The following is a 25,009-nucleotide window of genomic DNA, read 5'->3' on the forward strand; positions in this document are numbered from 1 at the left end:
AGCCCGTCCGGCAGATACAGAACCCCGTAGTTTTTAAGATGGGCCCATCTAGCATCGAACACCACACTCCCGCGGGACACGGTGGGCCGACGTGGCTCGACCGTAGCGGGGCCCTCACCGACGCGCGGTTAGACGCCAGGGCTGACGGCTCCTTTGCGGGGTATCAGTGATAGACGCCGTTTCACGGCGTTCGAACCACCACACCATGGAAATAGAAATCGCGACAATCGGCGGATTCGAAGAGGTCGGCAGACAGATGACGGCGGTCCGAGCGGGCGAGGACATCGTCATCTTCGACATGGGCCTGAACCTGAGTAAGGTCCTGATCCACGACAACGTGGAGGCCGAGAACATGCACAGCCTCGACCTGATCGACATGGGTGCCATCCCGGACGATCGGATCATGAGCGACCTGGAGGGCGACGTCCAGGCGATCGTTCCGACTCACGGGCACCTCGACCACATCGCGGCGATCCCGAAGCTCGCCCACCGCTACGACGCGCCGGTCGTCGGCTCGCCGTACACGATCGAGCTCGTCAAACAGCAGATCGCCGACGAGAGCAAGTTCCAGGTCGACAACGACCTCGTGAAGATGGAGGCCGGTGGCACGATGGCGATCGGCGACTCCGAGCAGGTCGAGATGGAGTTCGTGAACGTCACCCACTCGATCATCGACGCGATCAATCCGGTCCTCCACACTCCCGAGGGAGCGATCGTCTACGGGCTCGACAAGCGGCTGGACCACACTCCCGTTATCGGCGACCCGATCGACATGGACCGGTTCCGCGAGATCGGCCGCCAGGACGAGGGCGTCCTCTGTTACATCGAGGACTGTACGAACGCCGGCCGGAAGGGTCGAACGCCGTCGGAGTCGTTCGCCCGAAAACACGTGAAAGACACCCTCACGTCGATGGAGGACTACTCGGGCGGGATCGTCGCCACGACGTTCTCCTCCCACATCGCCCGCGTGAAGACGCTTGTCGAGTACGCCCGCGAGATCGGCCGTCAGCCGGTCCTTCTCGGCCGCTCGATGGAGAAGTACTCCGGTACCGCCGAGCGGCTCGACTTCGTCGACTTCCAGGGCGACGTTGGCATGTACGGCCACCGCAAGTCGGTCGACCGAACGTTCAAGCGGATCATGAAGGAGGGGAAGGGGAACTTCCTCCCCATCGTCACCGGCCACCAGGGCGAGCCGCGCGCGATGCTCACCCGCATGGGTCGCGGCGAGACGCCGTACGAGCTGGAGGACGGCGACAAGGTCGTGTTCAGCGCGAGCGTCATCCCCGAACCGACCAACGAGGGGCAGCGCTACCAGTCCGAACAGCTGCTCCGGATGCAGGGCGCACGCCTCTACGACGACATCCACGTCTCCGGCCACCTGCGCGAGGAGGGTCACTACGAGATGCTGCAGGCGCTTCAGCCACAGCACCTCATCCCGGCACACCAGGACCTGCAGGGTCGTTCGCCGTACGTCGACCTCGCGAGCTCGCAGGGGTACAAGCTCGGCCGTGACGTCCACGTCACGCAGAACGGCAACACCATCCAGCTCGTCGAATGACCAACGAGACCACGGAGGCGCGGGTGCTCGACGCCATCCGCGAGCGGCGCGACTTGGTCAACGCCGCTATCGACGAGGAGTTACCGATCGGGCACCCCGAGCGCCTCTATGAGGCCTCGCGTTACATCCTCGACGCGGGCGGGAAGCGTCTCCGTCCGACGGTGACGACGCTCGCGGCAGAGGCGGTCACGGGAACCGACCCGATGGGCGCCGACTTCCGCGAGTTCGACGCCCTCGACGGCGAGCCGGTCGACATCATGCGTGCCGCCGTCTCGATCGAGGTGATCCAGTCGTTCACGCTGATCCACGACGATATCATGGACGAGGACGACCTCCGCCGCGGCGTCCCTGCCGTCCACGAGCAGTACGACACGTCGACGGCGATCCTCGCCGGCGACACGCTGTACTCGAAGGCGTTCGAGATCATGACCGAGACCGGCTCGGACCCGACTAACGGGCTGGAGGCGATGCGGCTGCTCGCATCCACCTGTACGCAGATCTGTGAGGGACAGGCGCTCGACGTCGCCTTCGAGTCGCGCGACGACATCCTCCCCGAGGAGTACTTGGAGATGGTCGAGCTGAAGACCGCGGTGTTGTACGGGGCGGCCGCCGCCACCCCTGCGGTCCTCCTCGGTGCCGACGACGAGGTGTCCGACGCGCTCTATCAGTACGGTATCGACTCCGGGCGGGCGTTCCAGATCCAAGACGACGTGCTCGACCTGACCGTCCCGTCCGTAGAGCTGGGGAAACAGCGCGGTTCGGACCTCGTCGAGGGGAAAGAGACGCTGATAACGCTGCACGCCCGGCAGCAGGGCGTCGATGTCGACGGGCTCGTCGATGCCGAGACCCCCGCCGAGGTGACGGAAGCGGAGGTCGACGACGCGGTCGCGGCGCTCGAAGCGTCGGGGTCGATCTCGTACGCACGCGAGACGGCGTCGGAGCTCACTGCCCGGTCGAAAGAACACCTCGAAGCGCTCCCTGAGGGCGGCTCCCGGAGCCTGCTGGAGGACCTCGCGGACTACCTCATCACCCGCGGCTACTGACCGCGCTTGCCGCGAGCGCTCCCGTTCCGGTTCGAGTCACCCGCGACGACGGGACGGCCGCGGAACACAAGAGAATTGAGCGTTCCCCGGCGAGGAGACGTATGACCGACTACTTCGAGGTCCACGAGCGGGACGGTGCGGCTCGGCTCGGGGAGGTACGCCTCGCCGATCCCGTCACCACGCCCGCACTCGCGGACTCGTTCCTCACCGACGCCGGGAGCCTCTGGACTGCCGAGCGCGAGGTGCCCGAGGCCGACGAGACGGCACTCACGGTGCTCCCACACCGCTCGTTCCCGGCCGGGACCCGCGAGGAGGTCCGCGAATCGTTCCGTGTCGATCACCCCGATATCGACGCCCCGACCGCCGTGGTCGTCGACAGCGAGGGTGCCCGCGACGTGGGTGCGGACGCGTACGTCCTCGCCGACGCGTCCGGCTTCGTCGGCCACGGCGAAGCGTTCCGCGACGCGATCCTCTCGGCGAAATCGGCCCTCCCGGCCGACGCCGCGCTCCTGCTTTCGGGCGTCGCCACGCCCGCGAACGTCGCCACGCTCGTCGCCGCCGGCGTGGACCTCGTCGACGGGTCGCTCGCGCGGACCAAGGGGGCTGAGGGGAAGTACCTCACCGCTGACGCGGAGCACTTCCTCGAGGACCTGACGGAGCTCCCCTGTGCGTGCCCGGCTTGCGCGAAACCACGGGCGTCGTTCACCCGCGCGGACTGTGCCGAACACAACGTCAACGCTCTCGCCGCCGAGCTCCGGCGGGTCCGCGAACGGGTCCGTGCCGGTCGACTGCGGGATTACCTCGAGGGACAGGCCCGCCACGACGGGTGGCTCACCGCGACGCTCCGACTGTTCGACGACCAGTGGGGGTATCTCGAGGAGCGGACGCCGATCCTCCGTGACGCGGAGCTCACCGCCGCCTCCGCCGAGACGCTCGACCGCGTCGAGATCCAGCGGTTCGCCGACCGGGTCACGAGCCGGTATCGGAACCGCTTTTCCGACCAGCCGCTCGTGTTGGTTCCCTGCTCGGCGACGAAACCCTACAGCGACTCTCAGAGCCACCGCCAGTTCCACGACGCCGTCACATGGCGCGGTCACACCGTCTCGATGACGTCGCCGATCGGCGTGGTGCCACAGGAGCTGGAGACGACGTATCCGGCTCAACACTACGATTCGGTCGTCACCGGCGATTGGAGCGAGGCCGAGATCGAGTTCGTCGCGGAGGTGCTCCGGCGCTACCTGGAGCGTAACGACTACTCGAGGGTGATCGCCCACGTCCCCGCCGACGGTTACCGTGAGATCTGCGAGCGGGTGGCGTCCGACCCCGCCGTGGACGTCCCGTTCGAGTACACCTGCGTCGACCATCCGACCACCGACGAGTCGCTCGGCGAGCTGAACGCGGCGCTGGCGGGTGAACCCGCCTACAGCAAGCGAGAGCGCGAGCACAATACGGTTCGAGCGATCGCCGACTACGTCCTCGGCGACGCCGCGGGTGACGCGGTGTTCGGCGATGACGGGAGCGACGCGCGGATCCGGACGACCGGCCGCTACCCGAAGCTCCAGGTGTGGGCGGACGACGACGGCGGGCGCGAGGGCGAGCCGGGCACCCAGCTCGCGACGATGGTGCCGCAGTACGGCACGCTCTCGTTCACCCTCGCCGGCGCGCGACGGTGGGTCGAGAGCGACGCGCCGACGAAGCGGGTCGCGATCGACGGGTTCGTTCCCCACGGCTCGGTGCTCGCGCCGGGCGTCGTCGACGCCGATCCCGAGATCCGCGTCGGCGACGAGGTCGTCATCGAGGGGCCGAAGGCGTTCGCCGTCGGTCGCGCCGAGATGTCCGGCCCGGAGATGGTCGAGTCGACCCGCGGCGTCGCCAGCGAGGTCAGACACGTCGAGGAGCGGTAGCACGTCGCCGCCGGCCGGCCGCGCGACCCCGCCGAGGTCGGGTCCCGCTCAGTTTTCCTTCGCGTCGGCGTCCGATCGGGCGTACGTCTCTATTCGTCGTACCCGACCGTCGTGGACGGTGAACACGTCGAGGAACGCGAACAGCGTCGTGTCGTCGGCGTCGAGAAGGCGGCCACGGACCGCCACGTCGCCGACCGCCGGTTCGTCGGACGGTCCATTGTGACCCGCGCCGTCACCGGCCGACTCCTCGTCTGCTGAGTCGCCCGGACCGACATCGTACACGCCGTCAACGACGTGAGTGGTGTCGGTCAGCGGACGCTCGTCGCGGGTGAACGCGAGGAACCGGTCCCGCCCGCGGAGGGTCCGATCGGGCCGATAGTGAACGAAGTCGGGGGCGAGCAGCTCGGCGAGCGCGTCGTACGCTTTCGCGTCGGTCCGTCGGTAGTACTCGCGCGCGAGCGTCGCCGGACGATCGGTCATCGGCGATATCGATCACTCGCACCGTCGACCCGGGTCACGACGCGAGCTCGGCGAACTCGGTTGCCGAGGTGCGGGTGCCCTTGGAGATGATCACGTCGCCGGCACGGAGGGTCGTGTCGATGTCCGGGCCGAGGAGCCACCCCTCCTCGGGCCGCCGGACGGCGAGGACGCTCGTCGCGATCCCGGTCGCGGGCACGCCCGCCTCGACCTCGGTCCCGTCGAGAGTGCTCCCCTCCCGGACGGTCGTTCGCGTGATTATCTCGTCGGACTCCTGGACCGCCATCTCGACGACGGGATGGACGCCGATATCACGGAGCACGCCTTCCGTGATCTCCAAGGCCGCGTCGGAGATCTCCTCGGTCGCCACGCCGAGGTGGATCAGCCCACGCAACGAGACGGGATCGTCGGCTTCCTTGGCGGCGCGAAGCGTCCACGCCTCGAACCGCGACTGGAGCGCGTCGACCTCGATCTCCAAGTTCGTCACCTCCTCGGCCAGCTCCTCGTTGTCGAACAGGACGGAGCCGTACGCTAGGTCGACCGCGAGCTCCGAGAGGTTCTTCATCAACACGATGGAGTCGACAGCGCGTTCGAGGTCGTCAATGGCGGGCTCCGCCGGCTCGTCGGGTTCGAACGACTCGCCCGTCAGCGTCGGGTACACGTCCGAGACGCCGCCCTCTGGACCACGGAGGAGGACGATGTCGTCGCCGTGCAGACGGGTTTTCGGCCCGGGGTTGAGGATCCAGTCGTCGTCGCGCCGGATCGCGATGACCCGAACGCCGGTCTCGGATTCGAGGTCGATGTCCTTCAGCGTGCGTCCGTCGTACTCGGAGTCGGCCGCGACGGTGCCACGGACCAAGGTCTCGACGCCCTCGGAGAGTGCGCCACGCATCGCGTCGGGAAGACCGATCTCCTCTAACACGATCTTCGCGATGTCACCGGCCGCGTCGGAGACTTTGTCCGCCGCGGCGACGACACCGAGTACGGGGGCGAGCGTCTCGGCTTCGCTCGGGTTGCGCGCCGCGAGCATCAGGCTCATTCGTGCGCGCATCTGGAGGACGTCCATCCGGTTTTCGAGCTCGATGACCTCCTGTGCGACCGTGGGGCTGCCGTGTAACACCGCGGAGTAGGAGAGATCGATGAGCAGCTCGGCGGTGTCTTTCATCTCCACGAGCAGGTCCTTCACGCTCGTCGGCTCGTAACTGACCTTTCGCGGCGGGTTCTGCCCCTCGAATCGTCCCATAACCCGTATCTCTCCGGGGGCGAGTAAAAGGCTTGTCACGGGGGGTTACGGGGTATCTGGGAGGTCGTCGGCTACATCGCGTTCCCGGCAACGTAGGCCGCATCAGCGTCCGACACCGGCTCCGCGAGATCGACGAGCGCCAGCCAGCGGAGGAGCCGGTCGGCCCGGTTCCGCCACGAACCCTCCCAGTTCGGGTCCCGAGCGCGGTCGTGCCGCGGGACCGACTCGCGGGTCGCCGCGAACAGCGACGCTGGCGTCACGGGGGTTGTCCCCGACGCGTCACGCAACAGCGAGAGCGTCTCCGGGACCAACAACACCCCCTCGCGGAGTCCCTCCCGAACGCGTTTCGGTGTCGGGTCGGCCTCGGTTCGAACGAACCCCCGCGGCGTCGCACGTACCAGTCCGAGGACACGGAGGAGCGCGAGCCAGTCGTTCGCCGTTTGCCGGTCCGGGAGTCCCCGTCGCTCACGGAGCCGGGCACAGCAGTCGTCGGTCGTCCCCGGAACGAGCGGGACCGCGCGTTGCAGGTCGGCGAGCGCGCCGAGGGAGGCGGGCGGTTCGGGGAGGGGTTTGAGCCGCATGGGTCGGACGCTCAGCGGTAGCCGAACGACTCCGCAAGGATCGACTCGTCCGTCTCCCCCACCGTGTACACGGGGCCGTCGACGACGTCGACGGTCACCTGTGCGGGCGCGAACACGCTCTCGGGCACTTCGTAGAAGTCCCAACCGGCGTCCTCGAACACCTCGACGAACGGCGTCCCGTAGTCGTCACGAACGGTGGAGACGATCTGCTCGAACCGGTCGTCGTCCCGGGCGACCTGGAGGTGGACTTCACCGCCGTACGCCAGCGCGTCGTTCGTGCGTCCCATCGCGACCGACTCGTCGCGCGTCACCGGCGCGATCGGTGCGGAGCCGGACGCGTGGAGCACGTCGGTCGGCTCGTAGCCGACCTCGAGGAGCCGGAACACCGCGAGCTCCGCCGCGCGCGCGGCGGTCGAGACGGAGCCCGCCGTCGACCCCGTCGCGTACGTCGGGAGGAACACGCCCTCCGGGTCGACCTCGGCAAGGTCGGCGACGTGTTCGGCGACCGTCTCGTCCGGGAGCGCGGTCGATTCGATCGTCAGCGTGGCGAACTCCGAGGAGTCGTAGTAGCCGACGCGCTCGAACTCCGTCTCCTGTCCCACGAGTGCCCGGGCGGGCCCGGAGCCGAGCCCTTCGAACCCGTTCTCGAACGCCAGCTCCCAGCCGGCCTTCTGTGAACACAACAACGAGACAGCGGGGTGGTCGGTCGACAGCTCGACGTAGCCGCGCGGCGCGCCGGCGACCTCGCCCATCCGCGTGTCGACGCTCGCCAACCCGGCGGTCTGGATCTCGGTGAGAAGCAGCCCCGCCTCCACCCCGCCTTTGGCGTCGACCCCGAAGTCGACGACAGTAGCCCCGTTCTCGAGCTCGTACCCCGCGATATCGAGTTCGCCGGCGAAATCGAGCGCCTCGTCGACGAGCTCGATCGCGGTCCGGTTGATACTCTCCATACGCCCCCTTTCTCCCCCTCACGTAAGGGGTTTGCCGGTCACTCCCCCGTCGCCGCGTCGATCGGTTCGACGAGGAACACGTAGCCCGAATACGCCTGATCGAGGTTCGTGGGTGCTTCCTCGCCGGTGTGTGGCTCACAGAGCAGCGCGGACGCCTCTACCGCACCCTTCCCGGTCTCCTCCTGATACCGTTCGGTGACCGAGAACGCGGCGGGCTCCGTACAGCCGCGGCGGTAGCACTCGGTCGGCGTATCGTCCGGCGGCTCCGGTTCGTCCCCACGGGCAAGCGCCTCGGAGACGTCACGCTCGACGCGTCGGCGATCGGCCGTTCGAGCCTGTTCCTCCCGTCCCGCTTTCGTGTCGGGCATACGTCATCCATCGGGCGGCGCGGGGATAACGGTACGCCCGAGTGCAACGAGGGTACCGATACACTCTGGCGGGACGGACCGGTGGCTCCCGACTCACCAGAAGCCGCCGGGACCGGAGGGGCCGCGGGGGCCGCTCGAACGCGGATCCGGATCGATCTCGACGAGCTCCGTCTCGGGTCGCGGATCGATCTCGCGCCCCTCCTCGTACCGAACGAACGAGAGATAAAACGATTCGCCGCAGCCGGCGGCCCGGTCCGAACCCATGTCGGTGTCGTCGGAACCGTCGTCGTCAGCGGAGTCGACCACGCCGCCGTCGTCGTCAGCGGAGTCGACCACGTCGCCGTCGGCGTCAGCGGAGTCGACCACGTCGCCGTCGGCGTCTGTTGTCTCGATCCCCTCGTCGGGGTTCCAGACGACCCCGTCGCTCGCGCCACAGACGAACCGCACGCCGTCGGCCGCGTCGTCCTCGAACGGCGCGGTCGGCTCGACGTACGTCCACCCCTCGAACGGATACGGCGTCACCGCCTTGTCGGCGAGATAGCCGTCGCGTTCGAGCTCGACGATCGTCTCACACGCCGGACAGTGATACGTGACCGGGTAGCCCATATATCAGATACGGGCTCGGTTCGTATACGCTCGTCGCCGATACGTCAGAGTATGCCCGTCGCCGACGCGTCAGATACTTGATCGGGGAGCGCGTTCGACTCGATATCACATCGGATCCCTCCGGCGACAGCAGCGGCAACGCCGACAGCAGCGGCAACGCCGACAGCAGCGGCAACGCCGACAGCAGCGGCAACGCCGACAGCAGCGGCAACGCCGACAGCAGCGGCAACGCCGACAGCAGCGGCAACGCCGACAGCAACGGCGACAGCGATGGCAACGGCGGACGAACCCTCACCAGACGGCGGCTCCTCCTGGGTGCGGCGGTCGGCGGCGGGCTCCTCGCCGGCGGCGGACTCACGGTCTCGCGCGCACTGGACGGCGACTACGGCGAGTACACCGCGCCGGCGACGCAGCCGGTCCTTAACGTCCGGGATCGGGCCGATGCCGGCGACCGGCCCCGCCGTGCGGGCGTGTGGGCGGTCGACGACGCCGACTCGATGGTGCTGTTCGTCCACGGGTTCGCTACCGACGCTGAGGCCGCTCGCGACCAGGCGTACACCGCCGAGCTCGGGCTACAGGAGGCGGGGATGCCGGGGGACCCGCCGGTCGTCGCGTTCAGTTGGGACTCGGACGTCGACTGGGAGGAGGCCAAGCGAACCGCCGACTCCCTCGCCGACCCGCTCGCGGACTGGCTGATCGAGTGGGCCGACGACGGCGGCGGTCCCGTCCACGTGATCGGCTACTCGCTCGGCGCACGGGTGACTGGAGAGGCGCTTCGCGTCCTCGACGACCGGGGTCGCCACGGCGGCCTCGCGTCCGTCTCCTTGCTCGGCGGGGCGATACCGCGAGAGAGCGTGGCCCGCGACGGGCGGTACGGTCCGGCGATCGCGGCGCTCGACGCACCGGTACTGAACCTCCACAGCCGGAACGACCGGGTGCTCGGCTGGGTGTACCGCGCGTCGGATAGGGTCCGCGCAGTCGGACACGGGGGTGCGGCCGCCTCCGCCTCCCTCCCCGACGGCTACCGCGACGTCGACGTGACTGACCTCGTCGCCGACCACTACTCGTACTTCCAGCCCGAGGAGGGGGGCTTGGGACGGCTCGTCGAGCGGATCCAGTAGTCGACCGCCGCCCGTGACACTCCCATGGGTCCGCGGCGAGCGTCGCAGATCCGGGGCGAAGACGGTGTATGCGACTCCCGCCGAGCGAACGCGACGATCGGGTATCAATAGCGGTGCGGTGGCGCGTGCCTGCGAGCGCCCTGATACGGGCGCGAGCAGCACCGCGCGAGGTCGTCGGGCTTCGCCCGACTGCTAGAGGGGCCGAAGAGCCCCTCGATGGACGCAGCGGTCGCTTATAAGCGACCGCTGCGAGGCTGGGGAGGCGTGAGGTGCGGTTGCGGAGCGGTTGCGGAGCGCTTACGGGTTCTCGCGGGATTTACCAAGGCCCCGGTTGATTTTATAAGTGAGTGGCCGTGGATTCGGCCGTGCTGATCGTGTGCTCGACCACTTATATACAACCGCCAGCAACGGTAGTGTTCAGATAAGCTGATTCCATGCGAATGCGAACGATTTGAGCCACTCGTCAGCAGTTTCTGCTTCGGCGTTGCTGAAACAGTTTGAGAAACAGATAGTTCGTCGTTTTACCTCTCGAAAGACACGTTCGACACTGTTCCGATTTCCATGTCGTTCGTATCTGAAATCGAGGCCATGTTTTTCACAAGCTCGGTGAAGTGGAACCGCGCCATCAACGAGAAAGATCGCGTCATCTACATCGTGTTTTTCGCGGAGTTCTGCGAAAAACTGATCTGCGATCACGTTCGTTCTTGTCGGTTCGAGCTTTGTATGTAGCAGATCGTTTGATTCAGGATCGACGGCAGCGTACAGCCAATATTGTTCATCATCAAGCTGAATCACAGTTTCATCAACCGCAACGTGATTCGGATTCCGACCAGATTCCGGCTGTAGATCGGCCTTATGAACCCAGTTATGAACGGTAGATCGAACCCGATCAACACCGAATACCTCAAGAAAAGAAACAGTATTTGAAAGCGATAATCCAGACAAATGAAGCTGAATACTGAGCTTCATCAACAGCTTCGGTGTTGCTTCTCGCTCCACAAACTCTAAGTTGATCTCGTCTAAACAGCCGCCGAGGCGGTCGTTTTCGGGCATAGATCACTTTGAAAACGCACCGCCTCACCTTTCAATCCTTATCTGAACACCGCCCCAGCAACACCGATCGACTACTTATACCCAACCGCCAGCAACACCGATCGACCACTTATATACAACCGCCAGCAACATCGATCGATCGTTCTCATCCGCGACCGAGACGCTCGCTTCGGTACCCCGGCGTTTCAGACGACTCCGGCCCCCGCGAGGAGCAGACGGGCACCGATGACGGTCAGGAGGCCGAGCACGACCCCGCGACGGAGGCGCTCGGTCACTCGACCCCGGAGGCGCGCTCCCACGGCCACGCCAGCGACGGCCGGAATCGCGGCGGCGGCGGACGCGAACGCGAGGTCGAGACTCGGGTACAGCCCCAGTGCGCCAGCGACCCCGATCCGAAGCCCGTTGATCCCGACGAACACCATCGCGACGACGCCGACGAACAACCCGTGTGAGAGGTCACAGCTCCGGACGAACGCGACGATCTGGACACCGACGTTCGTCGCGCCGAACAGGAGGCCGGAGACCGCGCCGACCCCCGCCATCGCGAGCGGTGTCTCGACGAAACAGCGGTCCGCGGCCCGCGAAAGCGTGGGAAGCGGCCGGACTCGCTGCGCCGTCAGGACGAACCCGAGCGAGACGACCCCGAGGAGGAGTCGGAGCGGGGCGTCGGGGAGCCAGTCGAGCAGCGCCATCCCGGCGACGGTCCCGACGGCCGCGGCGACGAGTAACGGCGCGAACCGCCTCCCACACGTTCGGAGTTCCTCGCCGGATAGCTCGCGAACGAGCGCGAGGTTCACCGCGAGTATCGGGAGGATCATGAACACGACGGCACTGGCCGGATCGAGCACCGTCGCGAGCACGGTCGTGCCGACGACTGCGAAGCCGAAGCCCGCGATACCGTTGACGGCACCCGCGAGCACGATCACGAGGACGACCGTCGCGAGCGCGTCGACCGGGACTCCGAGACTCATGTCGCGGTCACGCAGTGGACGAACATAAACGCCCGCCGCGCGTGCGGTAGAACGACACGTGCGGTTCTGATGGGTCGGGCGGTTCTGATGGGTCGGGCGGTTCGATGGTTGGACGGTTCGATGGTTGGACGGTTACGGCGGTTCGACCCCGGAACCGATTTCAATCGTGGCTACGACGTTCGAGTATGATCGACGAGACGGTCGCCGAGATACGGGCGATGCGGACCCACAGCACGTCGGCGGTGGCCGTGAAGGCGACGGAGTCGCTCGCGGAGCTGCTCGACCGCGACTATCGGACCGTCGACGAGTTCGAGCGCGACCTCGAACACAACGCGGGCGTGTTGCGCCGGTCGAACCCCTCTCACGCCGCGTTACACAACGCGATGCGCGAGGTCGAACGGACTATCGTCGGCGAGCCGACGTCCGTCGACGACGCCAAACAGCTGCTCGAGGAGACGATCGAACGCGTCGTCGACGACATCGAGACGTCGAAGGCCGCTGCCGCCGCCAACGCCGCGGAGCGGATCGCGGACGGCGACACCCTGCTGGTCCACGACTACTCGACGACGGTGCTCGAGTCCATCGAGGCGGCCGCGATGGGCGGCGCACACCTGACGGTGTACGTGACCGAGGCCCGGCCACGGACCCTCGGCCGGAAGACCGCACGAGCGCTCGCCGGGATGGACCGGGTGGACACCCATATGGTGGTCGACAGCGCGATGGGGTACGCGCTCCGGGACTGCGACCGCGTCCTCCTCGGGATCACCTGTATCACGGGCGGCACCTACTACAACCGGATCGGGACGTTCCCCCTCGTCGTGACCGCGCGTGAGCTCGGCGTGCCCGTCACCGCGGTGGGCTCCGGCGCGAAGACGATAGAGGAGTTCCGCTTCGAGAACGAGTTCCGGGACGCCGTCGAGGTGATGCGTGAACCGGTCGAGGGCGTCACGATCGAGAACCCCAGCTACGACGCCACCCCGGTGGGGATGATCGACACCGTGATCACCGACGACGGCGTCCGCGACTGAGTCACCCCCGGCGAGGACCGTCCTCGCCACATTCACTCGTCGAGCAGGGCGTCGAGTCGCTCCCCGATCCGGGCGACCGTCGCGTTCGAGAGGCCGTGGCCGGCTCCGGGATCGATCCGCATGTCCACCGTTGCGCCGCCCCGTTCGAGCACCGTCGCGGTCGCCTCGACTCGGTCGCGGGGCACGTGCGGATCCCCCTCGCTCGCGTCGAGCGCGACCGGGGTCCCCGCGAGCGGCCGGGGGTCGTGCGCCGGGTCGCCGGCCACTTCCCGACGATCGACCGACTCGCCCGGCAGCGCCGCCGAGACGACGAACGCGCCGCCGAACCGCTGCGGGCGACGGCAGAGGAACTCCGCGAGCACACAGCCACCCTGTGAGACGCCAACGAAGGCGGTTCGTTCCGGGGCGATACCGACCTCACCGGCCGCCGCGACGGCCCCGGCGACACAGTCGACCGCCGAGGTAAGCGCGGGTTCGGTGGCCGCGAGCGGCGCGTCGTGGGGAACGGGGAGCCAGCTCGACCGACGAGCGGCGGGGGCGAGGAGGGTGACGCCCGGGCGGTAGAACCCGTCCGCAAGCCGAATCATCCCTTGTGCGGTCCCTCCGCGGCCGTGAACCAGGACGACGGCGACCTCGGCAGCCGCGGCGGGCGCGCCCCCGACGACCAGCTCGGCGTCGGCGTGCGGCCCCCCGACGCCGTCGAGCGTTCGGCTCACGTTCGCTCGTCCGGCGGGTCGATCCGCGGCAGCTGTTCCTCGATCAGCGCCCGGTCCTCGGCGAACCGCCCCGGCAGGTAGAGCTCGGTCGCGTGCCCGTCGATCGCCGGGTCGGCAAGCCCGGGCCCGGACGGTCCCTCCGGCGTCGGCGACTCCGTGGCGAGCTCGACGAGCAGGCCGCCAGGTCCGCGGACGTACAGCGAGTGGAAGAAGTGGCGGTCTTTCACCCGGGAGACGTCGAACCCCCGCTCGCGCTCGCGGAACAGCGTGTGCCAGTCGAGCAGCGCCTCGCGGTCCGGAACCCGGACCGCGACGTGATGAAGGGTCCCTGGGCCCTCGCGAACGTAGGGCGCGTCGCGGTCCAGCAGGTCGATCCGCGTCGCCCGCTCGCCCGGCGCACGGTAGCGGATCCGGTCGTCCCGTTCCGCCTCGTACTCGAACCCGAGGGTTTCGAGGACGCTCGCCGCACCGTACGGGTCCGCGGGGAGGCCAGTCGCTCCGTCTATTCCCCGGATCGCCATCGACTCCGGGACTGGCCCGCCGGTCCACTGATCGCCCGCATCCGCGGATTCGACCAGTTCGACCGGGGTCCCCGCGGGGTCGGTCGTCCGCAGGACCCGATCGCCGAACCGTTCCTCGGCGTCGGGTTCCGTCGCGTCGATCCCTCGGGCCGCCAGCCGTTCCCGCCAGTGCTCCAGCGACCCCGGCGGCACCGCGAGCGAGACGGTTTCGTAGCTCGGTTTCCCGATCCGTCCCGGGTCCCCCGTGGGGTCCGGGAAGACGGTGAGCACGGACCCGGGGCGGCCGGCACCGGCCCCGAAATAGAGGTGGTGCTGGAGGACGTCCTCGTAGTTCACCGTCGTTCGGAGCAGGCGGAGTCCCAGCGCTCCCGCGTAAAAGCCGACGGCAGCGTCCGCGTCCCCGACGATACCCGTCACGTGGTGGATCCCGGGCGTTCGAGCGGTCACGCTCGATGTTCGTCGGGTGACGGCAAATCGGTGTCGGCTGCGGCGGTCGATCGAACCGCCGTCGGACGCCTATCGAGCGACCGGTCCGGCCGACGCGACGTCGACGGATCAGATCGCGGCGAGCAGCAGTAGGAGCAACACCACCACGCCTACCGCGACCGCCACGGTTAGCTTCGGGTTCTCGAGCGGTTTCCGGTAGAACGGCATCGCCTCGTACTCCGCGGCGAACGCCGCGCGGTTGGCCTCGTCGTAGAAGTGTTTCGTCGCGAAGAAGAACTCGCCGGTCGTCGAGCATCCGGTACACACTGGTTCGCCGACGAGCCGCTCTTCACGGACGTGGTCGTCGCAGTTGAGGCTCCCGCAGTTCGCACAGTAGGTGATCGGTTCGTCCGGTTCGATCCCGCCGTTCTCCCCCGCTGTCTCACAGTTGACGCAGGTCCCGAACTCGTCGTGCAGCGTCACGCGCCTGTCGCCGTTCGTGACGAACGTGTGGTCGTACTCGTACTCGCCCAGCTCGGTCGTCGTCGTCGCCTCCGGGCGGTACACGGGGTCGACGGCAAGCACTCGAACGTCGGACGCACGGGGCGTACAGGTCTTCGTGTAGGTGACGTTGTTGTCCCCCGTGTACCGGACCGTCCGCTCGTGTCGGTCGCGCTGTCGCTCGGTCACCCAGTCGACGTACTCGGACTCGGTCCGACCGAAGCGTTGGACTTCGACGGCGTCGAATCGCGGGTCGACCGGGCTATCGGGGCTCCCGTCCGACCGGTGACCGCTCCCGTCGCCGGGTGTCCCGAGGGGAGTCTCGTCGGCATTCGTGATCTCGAGGTCGCCCTGGTCGTCGAAGCGGTCCCGTGGCAGCGGAGTGCGTCCGTTCGATCCGTCGGCGACGAGTCGGGCGACGTCCCCCGACAGTAGCGACGGCCCGTCCCGGTCGGCCGAGACCGCGAGTCGCTCGCGCTCGAAGACGGAGTGGATCACGCCGACGCTCGTCTCGAACGTCGCGTCCACCTCCGTCTCGACGAGGAGGCACGGGGCGAACGACAGCCGCGCGGTCGGCTCGGGGAGGGTATCCGGGGAGAGGTTCTCGACGGACGCGGCGGCCGCGTCGCGTTCGGCGACGGCGTCGTCGACGTCCTCCGGCGGTGGAAGCGCCTCGTCACACAACACCTCGATCCGGCCGCTGTACAGGTCCATCCCGATCGACTCGCCGATCTCGCGGAGTCGTCGCCCGTCGAGGAGGTCGATGTCGACGTCGTCAGGGGCCGAAGAAACCCGTTCCGCGTACTCCTCAGCCGGCCCGGTGAACCGCCCGGTCGTCGCCACCATCCCGCGAACCGGACCGTCGTAGTCGTAGGTTCCGACCGCGGAGTGGAGCTTCTGGACGACCGGCCGTCCGACCGTGTCGGTGTGTTTGCACTCGACGACGACGCCGACCGGTGCTCCGGGCCCGGAATCGTCGACCATCGTCACGTCGCGTCCCTCGTCGGCGGTCCGGACCGCTTGGCGGACGTTCGCGTACCCCTGATGGCGGAACACCGCCACCATCAGCTCCTCGAACTCGAACCCCGACAGGTCGTCAAGCAGCGTCGGCACGGTCGGATCCGGGCGGCGATCCGCAAAACCGTTCCGGTCGGACGGATCGACGGTTCCGACGGCCGTCTCTCGGCACAGGGGCCCCTCGGTGGAGGCCGCTTTTCCTTCCGTGATCCCGGGGCGTTCGCGCCGGACGCGGGCCAAAACGGTTTTGAGTGTGCACACTGTTAACGAACTATATGAGTGTGAACCGGGGGGCGGACGTGACGTTTCGGCTCCCGAGCGAGGCCTCGCTCGGGGCCGACTGTACCAGCCTCTCGTGTGAGCTGACGGCGATGGCGACCGAACCGGGAGTCGTCACCGCGGTCGTCATCGCCGGGCTCGTCGCCTTCGTCGCGTTCGCGTACGTCAGGGACGCGAAAGCGTGTTGCCGGCGCGAGCGACGCCGCGTGATCGACGAGCGGGACGCGTTCGAGGAGTTCGCCGAGCGCGTCTCCGGGCTCGATCCCGCTCCGGTCGACACGGCTGGAGGCGGTTTCGACGGTCCGGTGATCGGCGCTCACCGGACCGGAAGCGCGAGGGCACCCGGTGACATCAGACTGCGGAACGTGCTGAATACCTACCGAGACACCGTGATGTCGCTCCCGCACTACACCCAGGAGTACGACGAGAGCGTCGCGGAGAGCCTCGCGGCCGAGCTCGGCCCCGACACGACGACGTCGCTGGCGACCAACGGGACGCTCTCTCCGGCGTTGCAGTCGACGCTCGTCGACCGGGGACAACAGGCCGCACGGGCCCGAACGTCGCTCGCCGACGCCATCGACGAGGAGCTCGACGACCTCGCCGACGTGGAGACGACACTCACCGAGATCGACCGACAGCGGAGTCGGCTGAACGAGCATCTCGACGGGATCCCGAGGGGGTCCCGCGTCGACGCCTCGATAGACGTCTGGGAACGGCTGGGTGGTCTCGAACGCCGGTGTGACGACGCGGCGGCCGATCGACAGGCCGCGCTCCGAAACCCACCGATGGTCATTGAGGGAGCCGGCGACGAGTCCGACCCGACGTTCCGCGAATACCTGTACGATCCGATGGACGGTCCGCAGCACCCAGTGTTGGCGTCGATCGCGTCGCTGGCGGACCGGATCCGTGCGGACCGCTCGCGAGTCGCTCGTCGGGTGGGCGACGGCTGTTAATCGTCTTGCGGATCGCCTCGATCACACTGGTGATCCGATCCACTGTTCGACGCCAGCGATGGTGCGTGGGATGCCAGTAGCGAGGGTAACGTGTCCGTCGTGTGGCCGCCTCGAATGTAAGCGTCGCACAGCTTCATTACGGTCGATCGCGGACGTGTAGGTATGGCAACGAATCACGGGGATGGGGCGTCGGACCTGCTCGACCACGTTCTCGTTCCAGTCGCCAACCGAAAGGACGCACGGGTAACTGCGGCCGAATTACGACGACACTCTCCAGCGCACGTTACAGTCGTTTACGTCGTCCAAACGACCACGGGAGCACCGGACAAGATCCCGGCCTCCTACTCCGAAGAGATGGCCGCGGAGTCGTTCGACGCGTTCCGCGAGCGTTTTCCGGACGCCGACGACCACCTCACGTACGGCGACGACGTGGTCGAAGCGATATTTTCCGCGGCCGACGGGATCGATGCGACCGCGATCGCGTACCGAGCGCGTGAGGGGAACCGCCTCATGCAGTTCCTGTCCGGCGACCTCTCGTTACGACTGGTGACGGAGGCCGAGCTCCCCGTGATCGCGTTGCCGAGAGCGGAGGGGCCGGAGTCGAACTAAGCCCGTCTCAGCGGGTCAACGGAGTTCGTTGATGGATGCCCGCTGTCGGGGTCCACGTACACGCTCACCGAGCGTGAAGCGGCTCCCGCAACGCCCACGAGTCAGTCGTCGGGTCGAGTCGGTGGGGTTCCGCGCCGCGCTCGGCCACCACCCCGGCGTGGTACAGCATCGCTTTCAGCTGGAAGACGGTCGGCGAGTGGAACACCGCCCCGTCGGCGAGCTCGCTCCTTCGTAGTTCCCCGTCCGCGTCGAGCACACGCTCGCGCACGCCCCCCGTTCCGCGGATGAACAGCTCGACGGTGAACGTCGGGTGGTGGACGTGGAGCCACTCGACGAGGTCGACGAGCGACGGCGCGGCGATCCCGTCGTCGAACATCGTCTGGAGCTCCTCGACGAGCAGCTGTGTCGCCGGGTACTGCCAGAGCACCCGGCGCGTCAGCAACCCCCACTGTGGGGCGACCGTGATGAACCGCTTCCGCGAGCGCTTCCAGTCGTCGAACGCCTCGAGTGCCGTCTCGACGGACGCGTATCGGTTCACCGCGAACCGGACGACCTCCTCGCCGAGCGGGGTCAACACCGCTCGATCGGGTCGCTCATCGACCAGACCGAGGAACGACGCCCCGCGTTTCGCGCCGTCGACCGCACCGACGACGTGCGTCGTGAGTACGTCACGGGTGTCCGCCGGATGGTACAGCGCGAGCGCGTAGCCGAGGTAGTTCTTCGGATGGTTCAGCCCGAACGATTTCTCGGCGACCCCCTGTGCGGTCGCTTGGAACCGGATCGCCGCCGCCTCGTTCGACGTCCGATTTCCGACCACGCGGGGGACCTCAAGCGCGGCGACGCCACCGTCCTCGTGGACACCGAGGACGCCGACGTTGAGCTCGCGTGCGAGCGTGCGGTCCGACTGCGAGACGGCGTCGACGGGCGCGGCCACGTACGCCGCGTTCGCCTCGTGGAGCCGGTCGTACGCCTGGATGACGCCGCGCTCGACGTCGGCGGCCGCGGTCGCGGTGTGGCCCTTCGCTTCGACGGCAACGAGAGGCGGATCGTCGCCGAGCCGGTCGACGGCGAGGAGATCGGACTCGAGAGCGCCGACGCCGACGAGGTCCGGGTAGCCGCTGCCGACCCGAACGTGATTGAACGGGGTGAGCCGCGACCGGAGCTCCTCGTCGATCGGTCGGTCCGAGAGCCACTCGTCGGTCGCGAACTGCGTGTCCGTGACGGCGTACGCGTTCGATCCGTCGATATCCGGAAAGAGACGGTGTTTCGCATGTGCGAGAACCCGGGGCTCTGAAAGTGACACCGCGCTACCCATACGCCGCGCTCGTCGGCGAGCGGCATGAACGTTCGGTCCACGTGGTTTATAACCTTCAGCGGAATACTGAGGTCGTGGTGGCAATGACGAGATGTTACCCCCACTGAGCCCCGTGTGACGATCAGTTCCGACCGAGCCACCACGCTTCCGACGGACCGAGAGCGACGCGTTCGTCCGCTCGCGTCGGCTACTCCTCGTAGATCATCTCGACGTCGTCGGCGAACCGATCGAGGATGTTCCGTCGCTTCTTCTTCATCGTCGGCGTGAGGAGGTCGTTTTCCTCGGAGAACTCCTCGGGAACGAGCCGGAACTTCTTGATCCGCTCGTAGGGTTCGAACTCCTCGTTCACGCGATCGACCTCCTCCTGGAACCGATCACGGACTCGATCGTCACGGCAGATCGCCTTTCGCTCCTCCGGGAGGTCGATCCCCCGCGTCTCCGCCCACGAGGCGACCCGCTCGAAGTTGGGGACTAACAGCGCCGAGACGAACTTCCGCGAGTCACCGAGGACGACGCACTGTTCGACGAACTCGTTGGCGGCGAAGCGGTCCTCGATCGGGCCGGGCGCGACGTTCTTCCCGGTCGACAACACGAGCAGCTGTTTGGCGCGCTCGCGGAACGCGATGTAGCCGTCGGGACGCAGCTGGACGATGTCGCCGGTACGGAACCACGGATCGTCCGGGTCGCCCTCGCGGTCGGACGGAGGCGTCCCCGCCGTAACGGCGTCGCCCGGGAGTGCGTCCGCGGGGGTGAACGCGTCCGCGCTCGCGTCCGGCCGGTTCCAGTAGCCGTCGGCGACCTGCGGGCCGCGAACGAGTAACTCGCCGACATCCCCAGGGATGCCCGCGACTTCCTCGCCGACCATTCCGCCGTCGATCGCGACCTCGGTGTCGACCACTGGGGGCCCGATCGTCCCGACCTTCGGTTCCTCTGGCGGGTTGACGCTGATCACGGGCGAGGTCTCCGTGAGCCCGTACCCTTCCAGGATGGGGAGGTCCATGGCGTGATACAGCGCGCACAGCTCCGCCGACAGCGACCCACCCCCGGAGATGAAGAAGTCGACGTTGCCGCCGATCGCCTCGCGGACCGAGGAGAAGACGAGTTTGTCGGCGAGGGATCGCTTCGCGTCGAGGATCGTCCCCGGGTTCGCCGTCTCGTGGTGGGTTTGGCCGACCTCGACCGCCCACTCGAAGATCCGCTGTTTCACGCCCGACTCGGACGCCTGTTCACGGATCGCGTCGTAGAGCTTCTCGTACACTCGCGGGACGCTCGTGGTCGTCGTCGGCCGGACCAGCTGGAAGTCGTCGCGCAGCGTGTCGGGGCTCTCGGCGTATCCGACCGTGGCCCCCGCCGCGAACATCATGTAGTGACCGGCCATCCGCTCGAAGACGTGTGCCAGCGGGAGGAACGACAGCGTCGTCGTCTCCGTCGAGATCCCCGGCGCGTCGGGGTCACGGTCCGGGCGGTCGCCGAACCGCTTGTAACACTGGTTGACGTTCGTGCGGAAGTTGGCGTGGGTGAGCCGGACGCCTTTTGGCTGTCCGGTGGTACCCGAGGTGTAGATGAGGCTTGCGAGGTCGTCCATCGCGGTCGCGTCGAGCCAAGACTCGTAGGCGTCCGCGTCGAAGGCGTCATCGCCGAGTGCGTGGACGTCCCCGAGCGTGTACACGAGATCGGATTCGGTAGTGTCCAGTCCATCGGTGTCGACGTCGTCCATCGTGACGATCGCGTCTAACGCGTGGTCGAGGTCATCACGGACCGCGATGATCTCGTCGAGGAGCGTTCGGTTCTCGGCGACGACGACGGTCGCTTCCGGGTCCTCGAGGAGGTACCGGAGCTGGTCGGGCGAGGAGGAGGCGTAGACGGTCGTGACGACCGCACCGGCCGAGAGCGCCGCGAAGTCCGCCTGTGCCCACTCCATACGGGTTCCCGCGTAGATCGCGACCCGGGTGTCGTCGTCGACACCTACCTCGCGGAACCCGGCGGCGAGGCGTCTGATGATGGACCGGGTCTCGGCGTACGTGAGGTCGGCGTACGCCCCTTCGGGGGCCGGATCGACGACTCCCTCGGTGACGAGCGAACGGTCGTAGATCCCACCTTTATACTGCTGGGCGATCCGGTCCGCGTTCCGCTCGGCGGACCGCTCGAACGTCTCGGGGAGCGTCTCGCGGGCGACGACGTCGTCCACGAACTCGCGTTCGGCCTCCTGCCAACTCATACCGACTGCGAACCCCCGAACCATCATAAACGATCCGGTGGTTGTTCGTTTGTTTCCGGGATCCGAGCGCTTCTACCCCACCACTCAGCCCCTTGGAGTCCGCATTCCTGGTTTCCGAGAGCCCGTTGTCGCGGCGTCGGACGGTCACGGATGCCGAATCCGGGGCACCGATGTCGCCGCCGGTACGGGATCCCTCCACGTCCCCGTCGGCGACCCATCGGTCCGGCCGTTCGCTCGGCCTCGACCGAGCGATAACAACTGGTCGACACGTAGTTTTATATTCGATTTGTTTATACCTCCAAACATGTCAAACGAATATGCCCCCGACCGCTCCGACTGGTACGCAACGCGAGCCGGACGGACGTTGTACTGGGGGCTCATCGTCGCGACCCTGCTCTCGGTCGCGGTCTCGACGGCGGGGTTTCCCGCCTTCCTCGACGAGACCGTGCCCGTGTCGCTGCCCGACGTAGAAACGACGATCCCGCCGTACGTGTACCTCTTCGGCTTCCTCGGCGCGACCGTGTACGCGTTCACGACGTTCGCTCGGCGCTTCGACGAACACGGTCGGTATCGGCTCAAAGTGTTCAGCCGCACGGTCGCCGCACTCCCGCTCGTCGCCGGCGTCTACCTCCTCGCGTTCGCGTTTCTCGGATTTGGAACGGAACCCGCGATGTCCGGAGATCCGACGAACGCGGTGGCCCGCGAGCGGGTCATCGCGGGGCTCGTCTTCTTGGCCGGACTGTACGTTAGTACGACCCTCCTCGCGCTCGAAACCGTTGCGAACCGGCTTCTCGGGGTGGATCAGGACGGTGGCGACCGAGCCCGAAGCTCGGTGCAGGGAGCGGCGCGAAGCGAGAGCGACGGCGGTGAGGACAGCGACGACGGCGACGGCGAGACCGGCGACTCCCCGGACCGACGCGATACGTGACTCGCTCGGATTGCTCCGAGGTGCGCCCCACTCCGAGGGTTTAATTCCGGGAGCGCGCGAGGGAGGTGTGTGGACCCCCACCGGATCCCTGCCGAGTTCCCGGCCCCGACGTTCCGCGGGACACAGGAGCAGGCGCTCGCCGACATCCGCGACGCGTTCGATGCCGGCAACGACGTCGTCTTGGTGCGCGCCCCGACCGGCAGCGGCAAGTCGCTGCTCGCGCGCGCCATTATGGGTGCGTCGGCGACGGTCGAGGAGACCGCGCCGAACGAAGCGACCGGAGCGTACTACACCACTCCGCAGGTGTCACAGATCGACGACGTCGAGCGGGACGACCTGCTCGACGACTTCGCGGTGATCCGCGGGAAGTCGAACTACGACTGTGTCCTCCCCGGCGAACACGACACGCCGGTCACGCGTGCGCCGTGTGCCAGACAACAGGGATTCGACTGTTCGATCAAACACCGGTGTCCGTATTTCTCCGACCGGGCGATCGCCTCCGGAAACCGGTACGCCGCGATGACGCTCGCGTACTTCATGCGTACCGCCGGCTCGGAGGTGTTTCGGAAGCGCGATGTCGTCGTGATCGACGAGGCCCACGGGCTCGCCGAGTGGGCGGAGATGTACGCGACCATCGAGCTCTCCCCCGAGCGCGTCCCCGTCTGGGACGAGGTCGGCGTGCCGGACGTCACGGCCGACACTCGCGGCGACGAGGACGTGCTCGACCGCACCGCCCGGTTCGTCGAGACGCTTCGAGGGGTCACGGAGCGAGCGAAAGACGAGCTCGTCGGTCGGCCGGAGCTGAGCCGCGAGGAGGTCGCTCGACGGGACCGGTTACAGGAGCTTCGCTCCGAGCTCGGCTGGTTCCTCGAGGACTACCGGGACCCCGACTCGCCCACGACGTGGGTCGTCGATCAGCCGGACGGCGACGGCTCGCCGATCGCGATCAAACCCCTCGATCCGGCCCGTTACCTCACACACACGGTCTGGGAGCGTGGAAACCGATTCGCGCTGTTGTCCGCTACGATCCTCTCGAAGGAGGCGTTCTGTCGGGGTGTCGGGCTCGATCCGTCGAACGTGGCGCTCGTCGACGTCGAACACACGTTTCCGCTGGAGAACCGACCGCTGTACGACGTGACACAGGGCCCGATGACGTACGAACACCGTGACGAGACGGTACCGAAGATCGCCCGGCTGATCGTCCGACTGATGGCGAATCACCCCGACGAGAAGGGGCTGATACACGCACATTCCTACGACATCGCCGGACGACTCGCCGAGCGCCTCGGGGAGTTCGGGGTCGCCGCTCGGGTCCGTCGCCACGACCGGTCGAACCGCGACGCGGAGCTGGAGGCGTGGAAGGCGAGCGCGGACCCGGACGTGTTCGTCTCGGTGAAGATGGAGGAGGCATTGGACCTCCGCGACGACCTCTGCCGCTGGCAGGTCGTGTGTAAGGCACCGTACCGAAACACGAACGACTCCCGGGTCGCCCGGCGCCTGGCCGACGATCAGTGGGCATGGTATCATCGGACCGCGTTGCGGACCGTCATCCAAGCGTGCGGACGCGTCGTGCGTGCACCCGACGACTACGGGGCAACGTACCTCGCGGACGACTCGCTACTCGACTTGTTCGACCGGGCGGCCACCGACACGCCTCCATGGTTCCGCGACCAGATCGACGCGATGACGACGCCGACGCTCCCCGAGTTCGATCCCGCCGCCGCGCTCGGGGGGATCGACGCCGAGCCGTCCGGACCGGGGCGTGCAGGACGGGGGAGGGAAGGTCGTCGGGACCGGTCGATGTCGACAGGCGGATCGGGCAGCGACGCCGGATCCCGGTCAGAGCCGTCCTCGTCGAGCGGTGGTGGCGGCAACACGTCGGGCGGCAACCGGAAACGGTCCGGGACCGACACCGACCCGAAAAAGAACCATCCACTCTCGGACGTCTGGGGCGACGGCTAACGACGGGGGAGGGGCACCGGAGACGCGAGAGACCGTCTCGGTGTGTCAGATGATGCTAACGCCCCACGCGACCATGGAGCTCACCATGAGAAACGCGAACAACAGGGCGATTATCTGCTGTCTGTCCATACCGGACGTGGGCTATAAGGACTCATAATTCCTGCGGGTCCACCCCGAGTCCCGACCTTCGTGGTCCGCCAACTACCAATCGTCGTGAAGCCCGACGCTTGGATCGGCCGGCGTCATTATATCGTCCCTGCTTGCTGTATGTTACATATTATCGTATAAGGTGTTTCATGGTCCTGAATGAATTAGTAAGGTTCATAACCGTTCATGGAGGATAGGTGGATATGGCAACGAACGGGCTGTCGAGTGCGCTGACGCTGTACGGTGCGCGAACGCTGACGCTCTCGCAGGCGGCGGCGCAAGCAGGGCTCAGCGAGGACGAGTTCGTCCGCCAACTCGAACGCCGCGGTATCGAGGTCACGGAGTCCGAGCGCGCGGCCGTCTCGGCCGGCGACCACACCGCTCGCGCCGACTGACCGACAGGCCAGCCCCGAACGACGATCGGATCACCTGCGTTCTAGATCCTCGTTCGCCTCTCGATTTCCCCGCTAGTGACCGCCGAGAGCGACGGCCCTCGCCGAGACACTACTCGCCA

At 67.4% G+C, this 25,009-nt stretch carries 23 protein-coding genes; 10 read left to right on the forward strand and 13 right to left on the reverse strand.

From position 1 onward, the window contains the following. Positions 1-205: 205 nt before the first annotated feature. From ACZ5TV_RS01420 to arcS, 3 genes are all read left to right on the forward strand, one after another. The gene (locus ACZ5TV_RS01420; RefSeq protein WP_379781424.1) at positions 206-1,558 is read left to right on the forward strand and encodes an RNase J family beta-CASP ribonuclease; all 1,353 of its coding nucleotides are present in this window, start codon (positions 206-208) and stop codon (positions 1,556-1,558) included. Continuing rightward, entirely contained in the window at positions 1,555-2,601 is a 1,047-nt protein-coding gene (locus ACZ5TV_RS01425; RefSeq protein WP_379781426.1) for a polyprenyl synthetase family protein, read from the forward strand. The genes ACZ5TV_RS01420 and ACZ5TV_RS01425 overlap by 4 nt, the downstream gene beginning before the upstream one ends. A gap of 101 nt (positions 2,602-2,702) precedes the next feature. Continuing rightward, entirely contained in the window at positions 2,703-4,505 is a 1,803-nt protein-coding gene (arcS, locus tag ACZ5TV_RS01430) for an archaeosine synthase subunit alpha (RefSeq protein WP_464384037.1), read from the forward strand. A gap of 48 nt (positions 4,506-4,553) precedes the next feature. Here the strand turns inward: arcS and ACZ5TV_RS01435 are convergent, their stop codons facing one another. From ACZ5TV_RS01435 to ACZ5TV_RS01460, 6 genes are all read right to left on the reverse strand, one after another. Further along, a complete protein-coding gene (locus ACZ5TV_RS01435) occupies positions 4,554-4,985 on the reverse strand; it encodes a nuclear transport factor 2 family protein (protein ID WP_379782340.1) in 432 nt (143 codons plus the stop codon). 34 nt (positions 4,986-5,019) lie between these two features. Continuing rightward, entirely contained in the window at positions 5,020-6,225 is a 1,206-nt protein-coding gene (locus tag ACZ5TV_RS01440; RefSeq protein WP_379782338.1) for a potassium channel family protein, read from the reverse strand. A 71-nt stretch (positions 6,226-6,296) separates the two neighbouring features. Then, entirely contained in the window at positions 6,297-6,806 is a 510-nt protein-coding gene (locus tag ACZ5TV_RS01445) for a hypothetical protein (RefSeq protein ID WP_379782336.1), read from the reverse strand. 11 nt (positions 6,807-6,817) lie between these two features. Next, complete coding sequence (mch, locus tag ACZ5TV_RS01450; RefSeq protein WP_379782334.1) at positions 6,818-7,756, reverse strand: methenyltetrahydromethanopterin cyclohydrolase; 939 nt, start codon at positions 7,754-7,756, stop codon at positions 6,818-6,820. 38 nt (positions 7,757-7,794) lie between these two features. Further along, positions 7,795-8,124, reverse strand: coding sequence for a hypothetical protein (locus ACZ5TV_RS01455; protein WP_379782332.1), 330 nt, complete (start codon positions 8,122-8,124; stop codon positions 7,795-7,797). Between the two features lie 93 nt (positions 8,125-8,217). Then, the gene (locus tag ACZ5TV_RS01460; protein WP_379782330.1) at positions 8,218-8,730 is read right to left on the reverse strand and encodes a hypothetical protein; all 513 of its coding nucleotides are present in this window, start codon (positions 8,728-8,730) and stop codon (positions 8,218-8,220) included. A 77-nt stretch (positions 8,731-8,807) separates the two neighbouring features. Between ACZ5TV_RS01460 and ACZ5TV_RS01465 the strand changes: the two genes are divergently transcribed. After that, on the forward strand, positions 8,808-9,851 hold the full coding sequence (locus ACZ5TV_RS01465; RefSeq protein WP_464384038.1) for a DUF726 domain-containing protein: 1,044 nt from the start codon (positions 8,808-8,810) through the stop codon (positions 9,849-9,851). 417 nt (positions 9,852-10,268) lie between these two features. Here the strand turns inward: ACZ5TV_RS01465 and ACZ5TV_RS01470 are convergent, their stop codons facing one another. Both ACZ5TV_RS01470 and ACZ5TV_RS01475 read right to left on the reverse strand, forming a co-directional pair. After that, complete coding sequence (locus ACZ5TV_RS01470) at positions 10,269-10,904, reverse strand: IS6 family transposase (RefSeq protein WP_379784111.1); 636 nt, start codon at positions 10,902-10,904, stop codon at positions 10,269-10,271. Positions 10,905-11,089: 185 nt separating this feature from the next. Beyond that, entirely contained in the window at positions 11,090-11,875 is a 786-nt protein-coding gene (locus ACZ5TV_RS01475; protein WP_379783383.1) for a TSUP family transporter, read from the reverse strand. Positions 11,876-12,060: 185 nt separating this feature from the next. Here ACZ5TV_RS01475 and ACZ5TV_RS01480 point away from each other — a divergent pair, with 185 nt between their 5' ends. Next, positions 12,061-12,903, forward strand: a complete 843-nt coding sequence (locus ACZ5TV_RS01480; RefSeq protein ID WP_379783381.1) for an eIF2B alpha/beta/delta subunit family protein — start codon at positions 12,061-12,063, stop codon at positions 12,901-12,903. Positions 12,904-12,935: 32 nt separating this feature from the next. Here the strand turns inward: ACZ5TV_RS01480 and ACZ5TV_RS01485 are convergent, their stop codons facing one another. The 3 genes from ACZ5TV_RS01485 to ACZ5TV_RS01495 form a co-directional block, all read right to left on the reverse strand. Beyond that, positions 12,936-13,619, reverse strand: a complete 684-nt coding sequence (locus tag ACZ5TV_RS01485) for an alpha/beta hydrolase (protein ID WP_464384039.1) — start codon at positions 13,617-13,619, stop codon at positions 12,936-12,938. Further along, positions 13,616-14,587 (reverse strand): VOC family protein, encoded by a 972-nt coding sequence (locus ACZ5TV_RS01490; protein ID WP_464384040.1) that lies wholly within the window; start codon positions 14,585-14,587, stop codon positions 13,616-13,618. The genes ACZ5TV_RS01485 and ACZ5TV_RS01490 overlap by 4 nt, the downstream gene beginning before the upstream one ends. 108 nt (positions 14,588-14,695) lie before the next feature. Then, positions 14,696-16,180, reverse strand: coding sequence for a restriction endonuclease (locus ACZ5TV_RS01495; protein WP_379778858.1), 1,485 nt, complete (start codon positions 16,178-16,180; stop codon positions 14,696-14,698). Positions 16,181-16,359: 179 nt separating this feature from the next. On the opposite strand from ACZ5TV_RS01495, the gene ACZ5TV_RS01500 reads away from it, so the two are divergent. Both ACZ5TV_RS01500 and ACZ5TV_RS01505 read left to right on the forward strand, forming a co-directional pair. Next, the gene (locus ACZ5TV_RS01500) at positions 16,360-17,316 is read left to right on the forward strand and encodes a DUF7260 family protein (RefSeq protein WP_379778855.1); all 957 of its coding nucleotides are present in this window, start codon (positions 16,360-16,362) and stop codon (positions 17,314-17,316) included. Positions 17,317-17,478: 162 nt separating this feature from the next. Beyond that, positions 17,479-17,925 (forward strand): universal stress protein, encoded by a 447-nt coding sequence (locus tag ACZ5TV_RS01505; RefSeq protein ID WP_379778852.1) that lies wholly within the window; start codon positions 17,479-17,481, stop codon positions 17,923-17,925. Positions 17,926-17,989: 64 nt separating this feature from the next. Here ACZ5TV_RS01505 and ACZ5TV_RS01510 read toward each other — a convergent pair whose 3' ends face one another. Together ACZ5TV_RS01510 and ACZ5TV_RS01515 are read right to left on the reverse strand one after the other, a co-directional pair. Then, a complete protein-coding gene (locus tag ACZ5TV_RS01510) occupies positions 17,990-19,240 on the reverse strand; it encodes a hypothetical protein (RefSeq protein ID WP_379778849.1) in 1,251 nt (416 codons plus the stop codon). Positions 19,241-19,427: 187 nt separating this feature from the next. Then, positions 19,428-21,458, reverse strand: coding sequence for an AMP-dependent synthetase/ligase (locus ACZ5TV_RS01515; RefSeq protein WP_379778846.1), 2,031 nt, complete (start codon positions 21,456-21,458; stop codon positions 19,428-19,430). A 304-nt stretch (positions 21,459-21,762) separates the two neighbouring features. Here ACZ5TV_RS01515 and ACZ5TV_RS01520 point away from each other — a divergent pair, with 304 nt between their 5' ends. From ACZ5TV_RS01520 to ACZ5TV_RS01530, 3 genes are all read left to right on the forward strand, one after another. Then, a complete protein-coding gene (locus tag ACZ5TV_RS01520) occupies positions 21,763-22,386 on the forward strand; it encodes a hypothetical protein (protein ID WP_379778843.1) in 624 nt (207 codons plus the stop codon). A 69-nt stretch (positions 22,387-22,455) separates the two neighbouring features. After that, positions 22,456-24,348 carry a helicase C-terminal domain-containing protein gene (locus ACZ5TV_RS01525; RefSeq protein ID WP_379778841.1) on the forward strand — a complete coding sequence of 631 codons (1,893 nt, stop codon included), beginning with the start codon at positions 22,456-22,458 and terminating at the stop codon, positions 24,346-24,348. 350 nt (positions 24,349-24,698) lie between these two features. Next, positions 24,699-24,890: a DUF7317 family protein gene (locus ACZ5TV_RS01530; RefSeq protein ID WP_379778838.1), complete on the forward strand. Its 192-nt coding sequence runs from the start codon at positions 24,699-24,701 to the stop codon at positions 24,888-24,890. The last annotated feature ends 119 nt before the right edge of the window (positions 24,891-25,009 follow it).

The sequence above is a fragment of the Halorubrum tibetense genome (genome assembly GCF_055396225.1).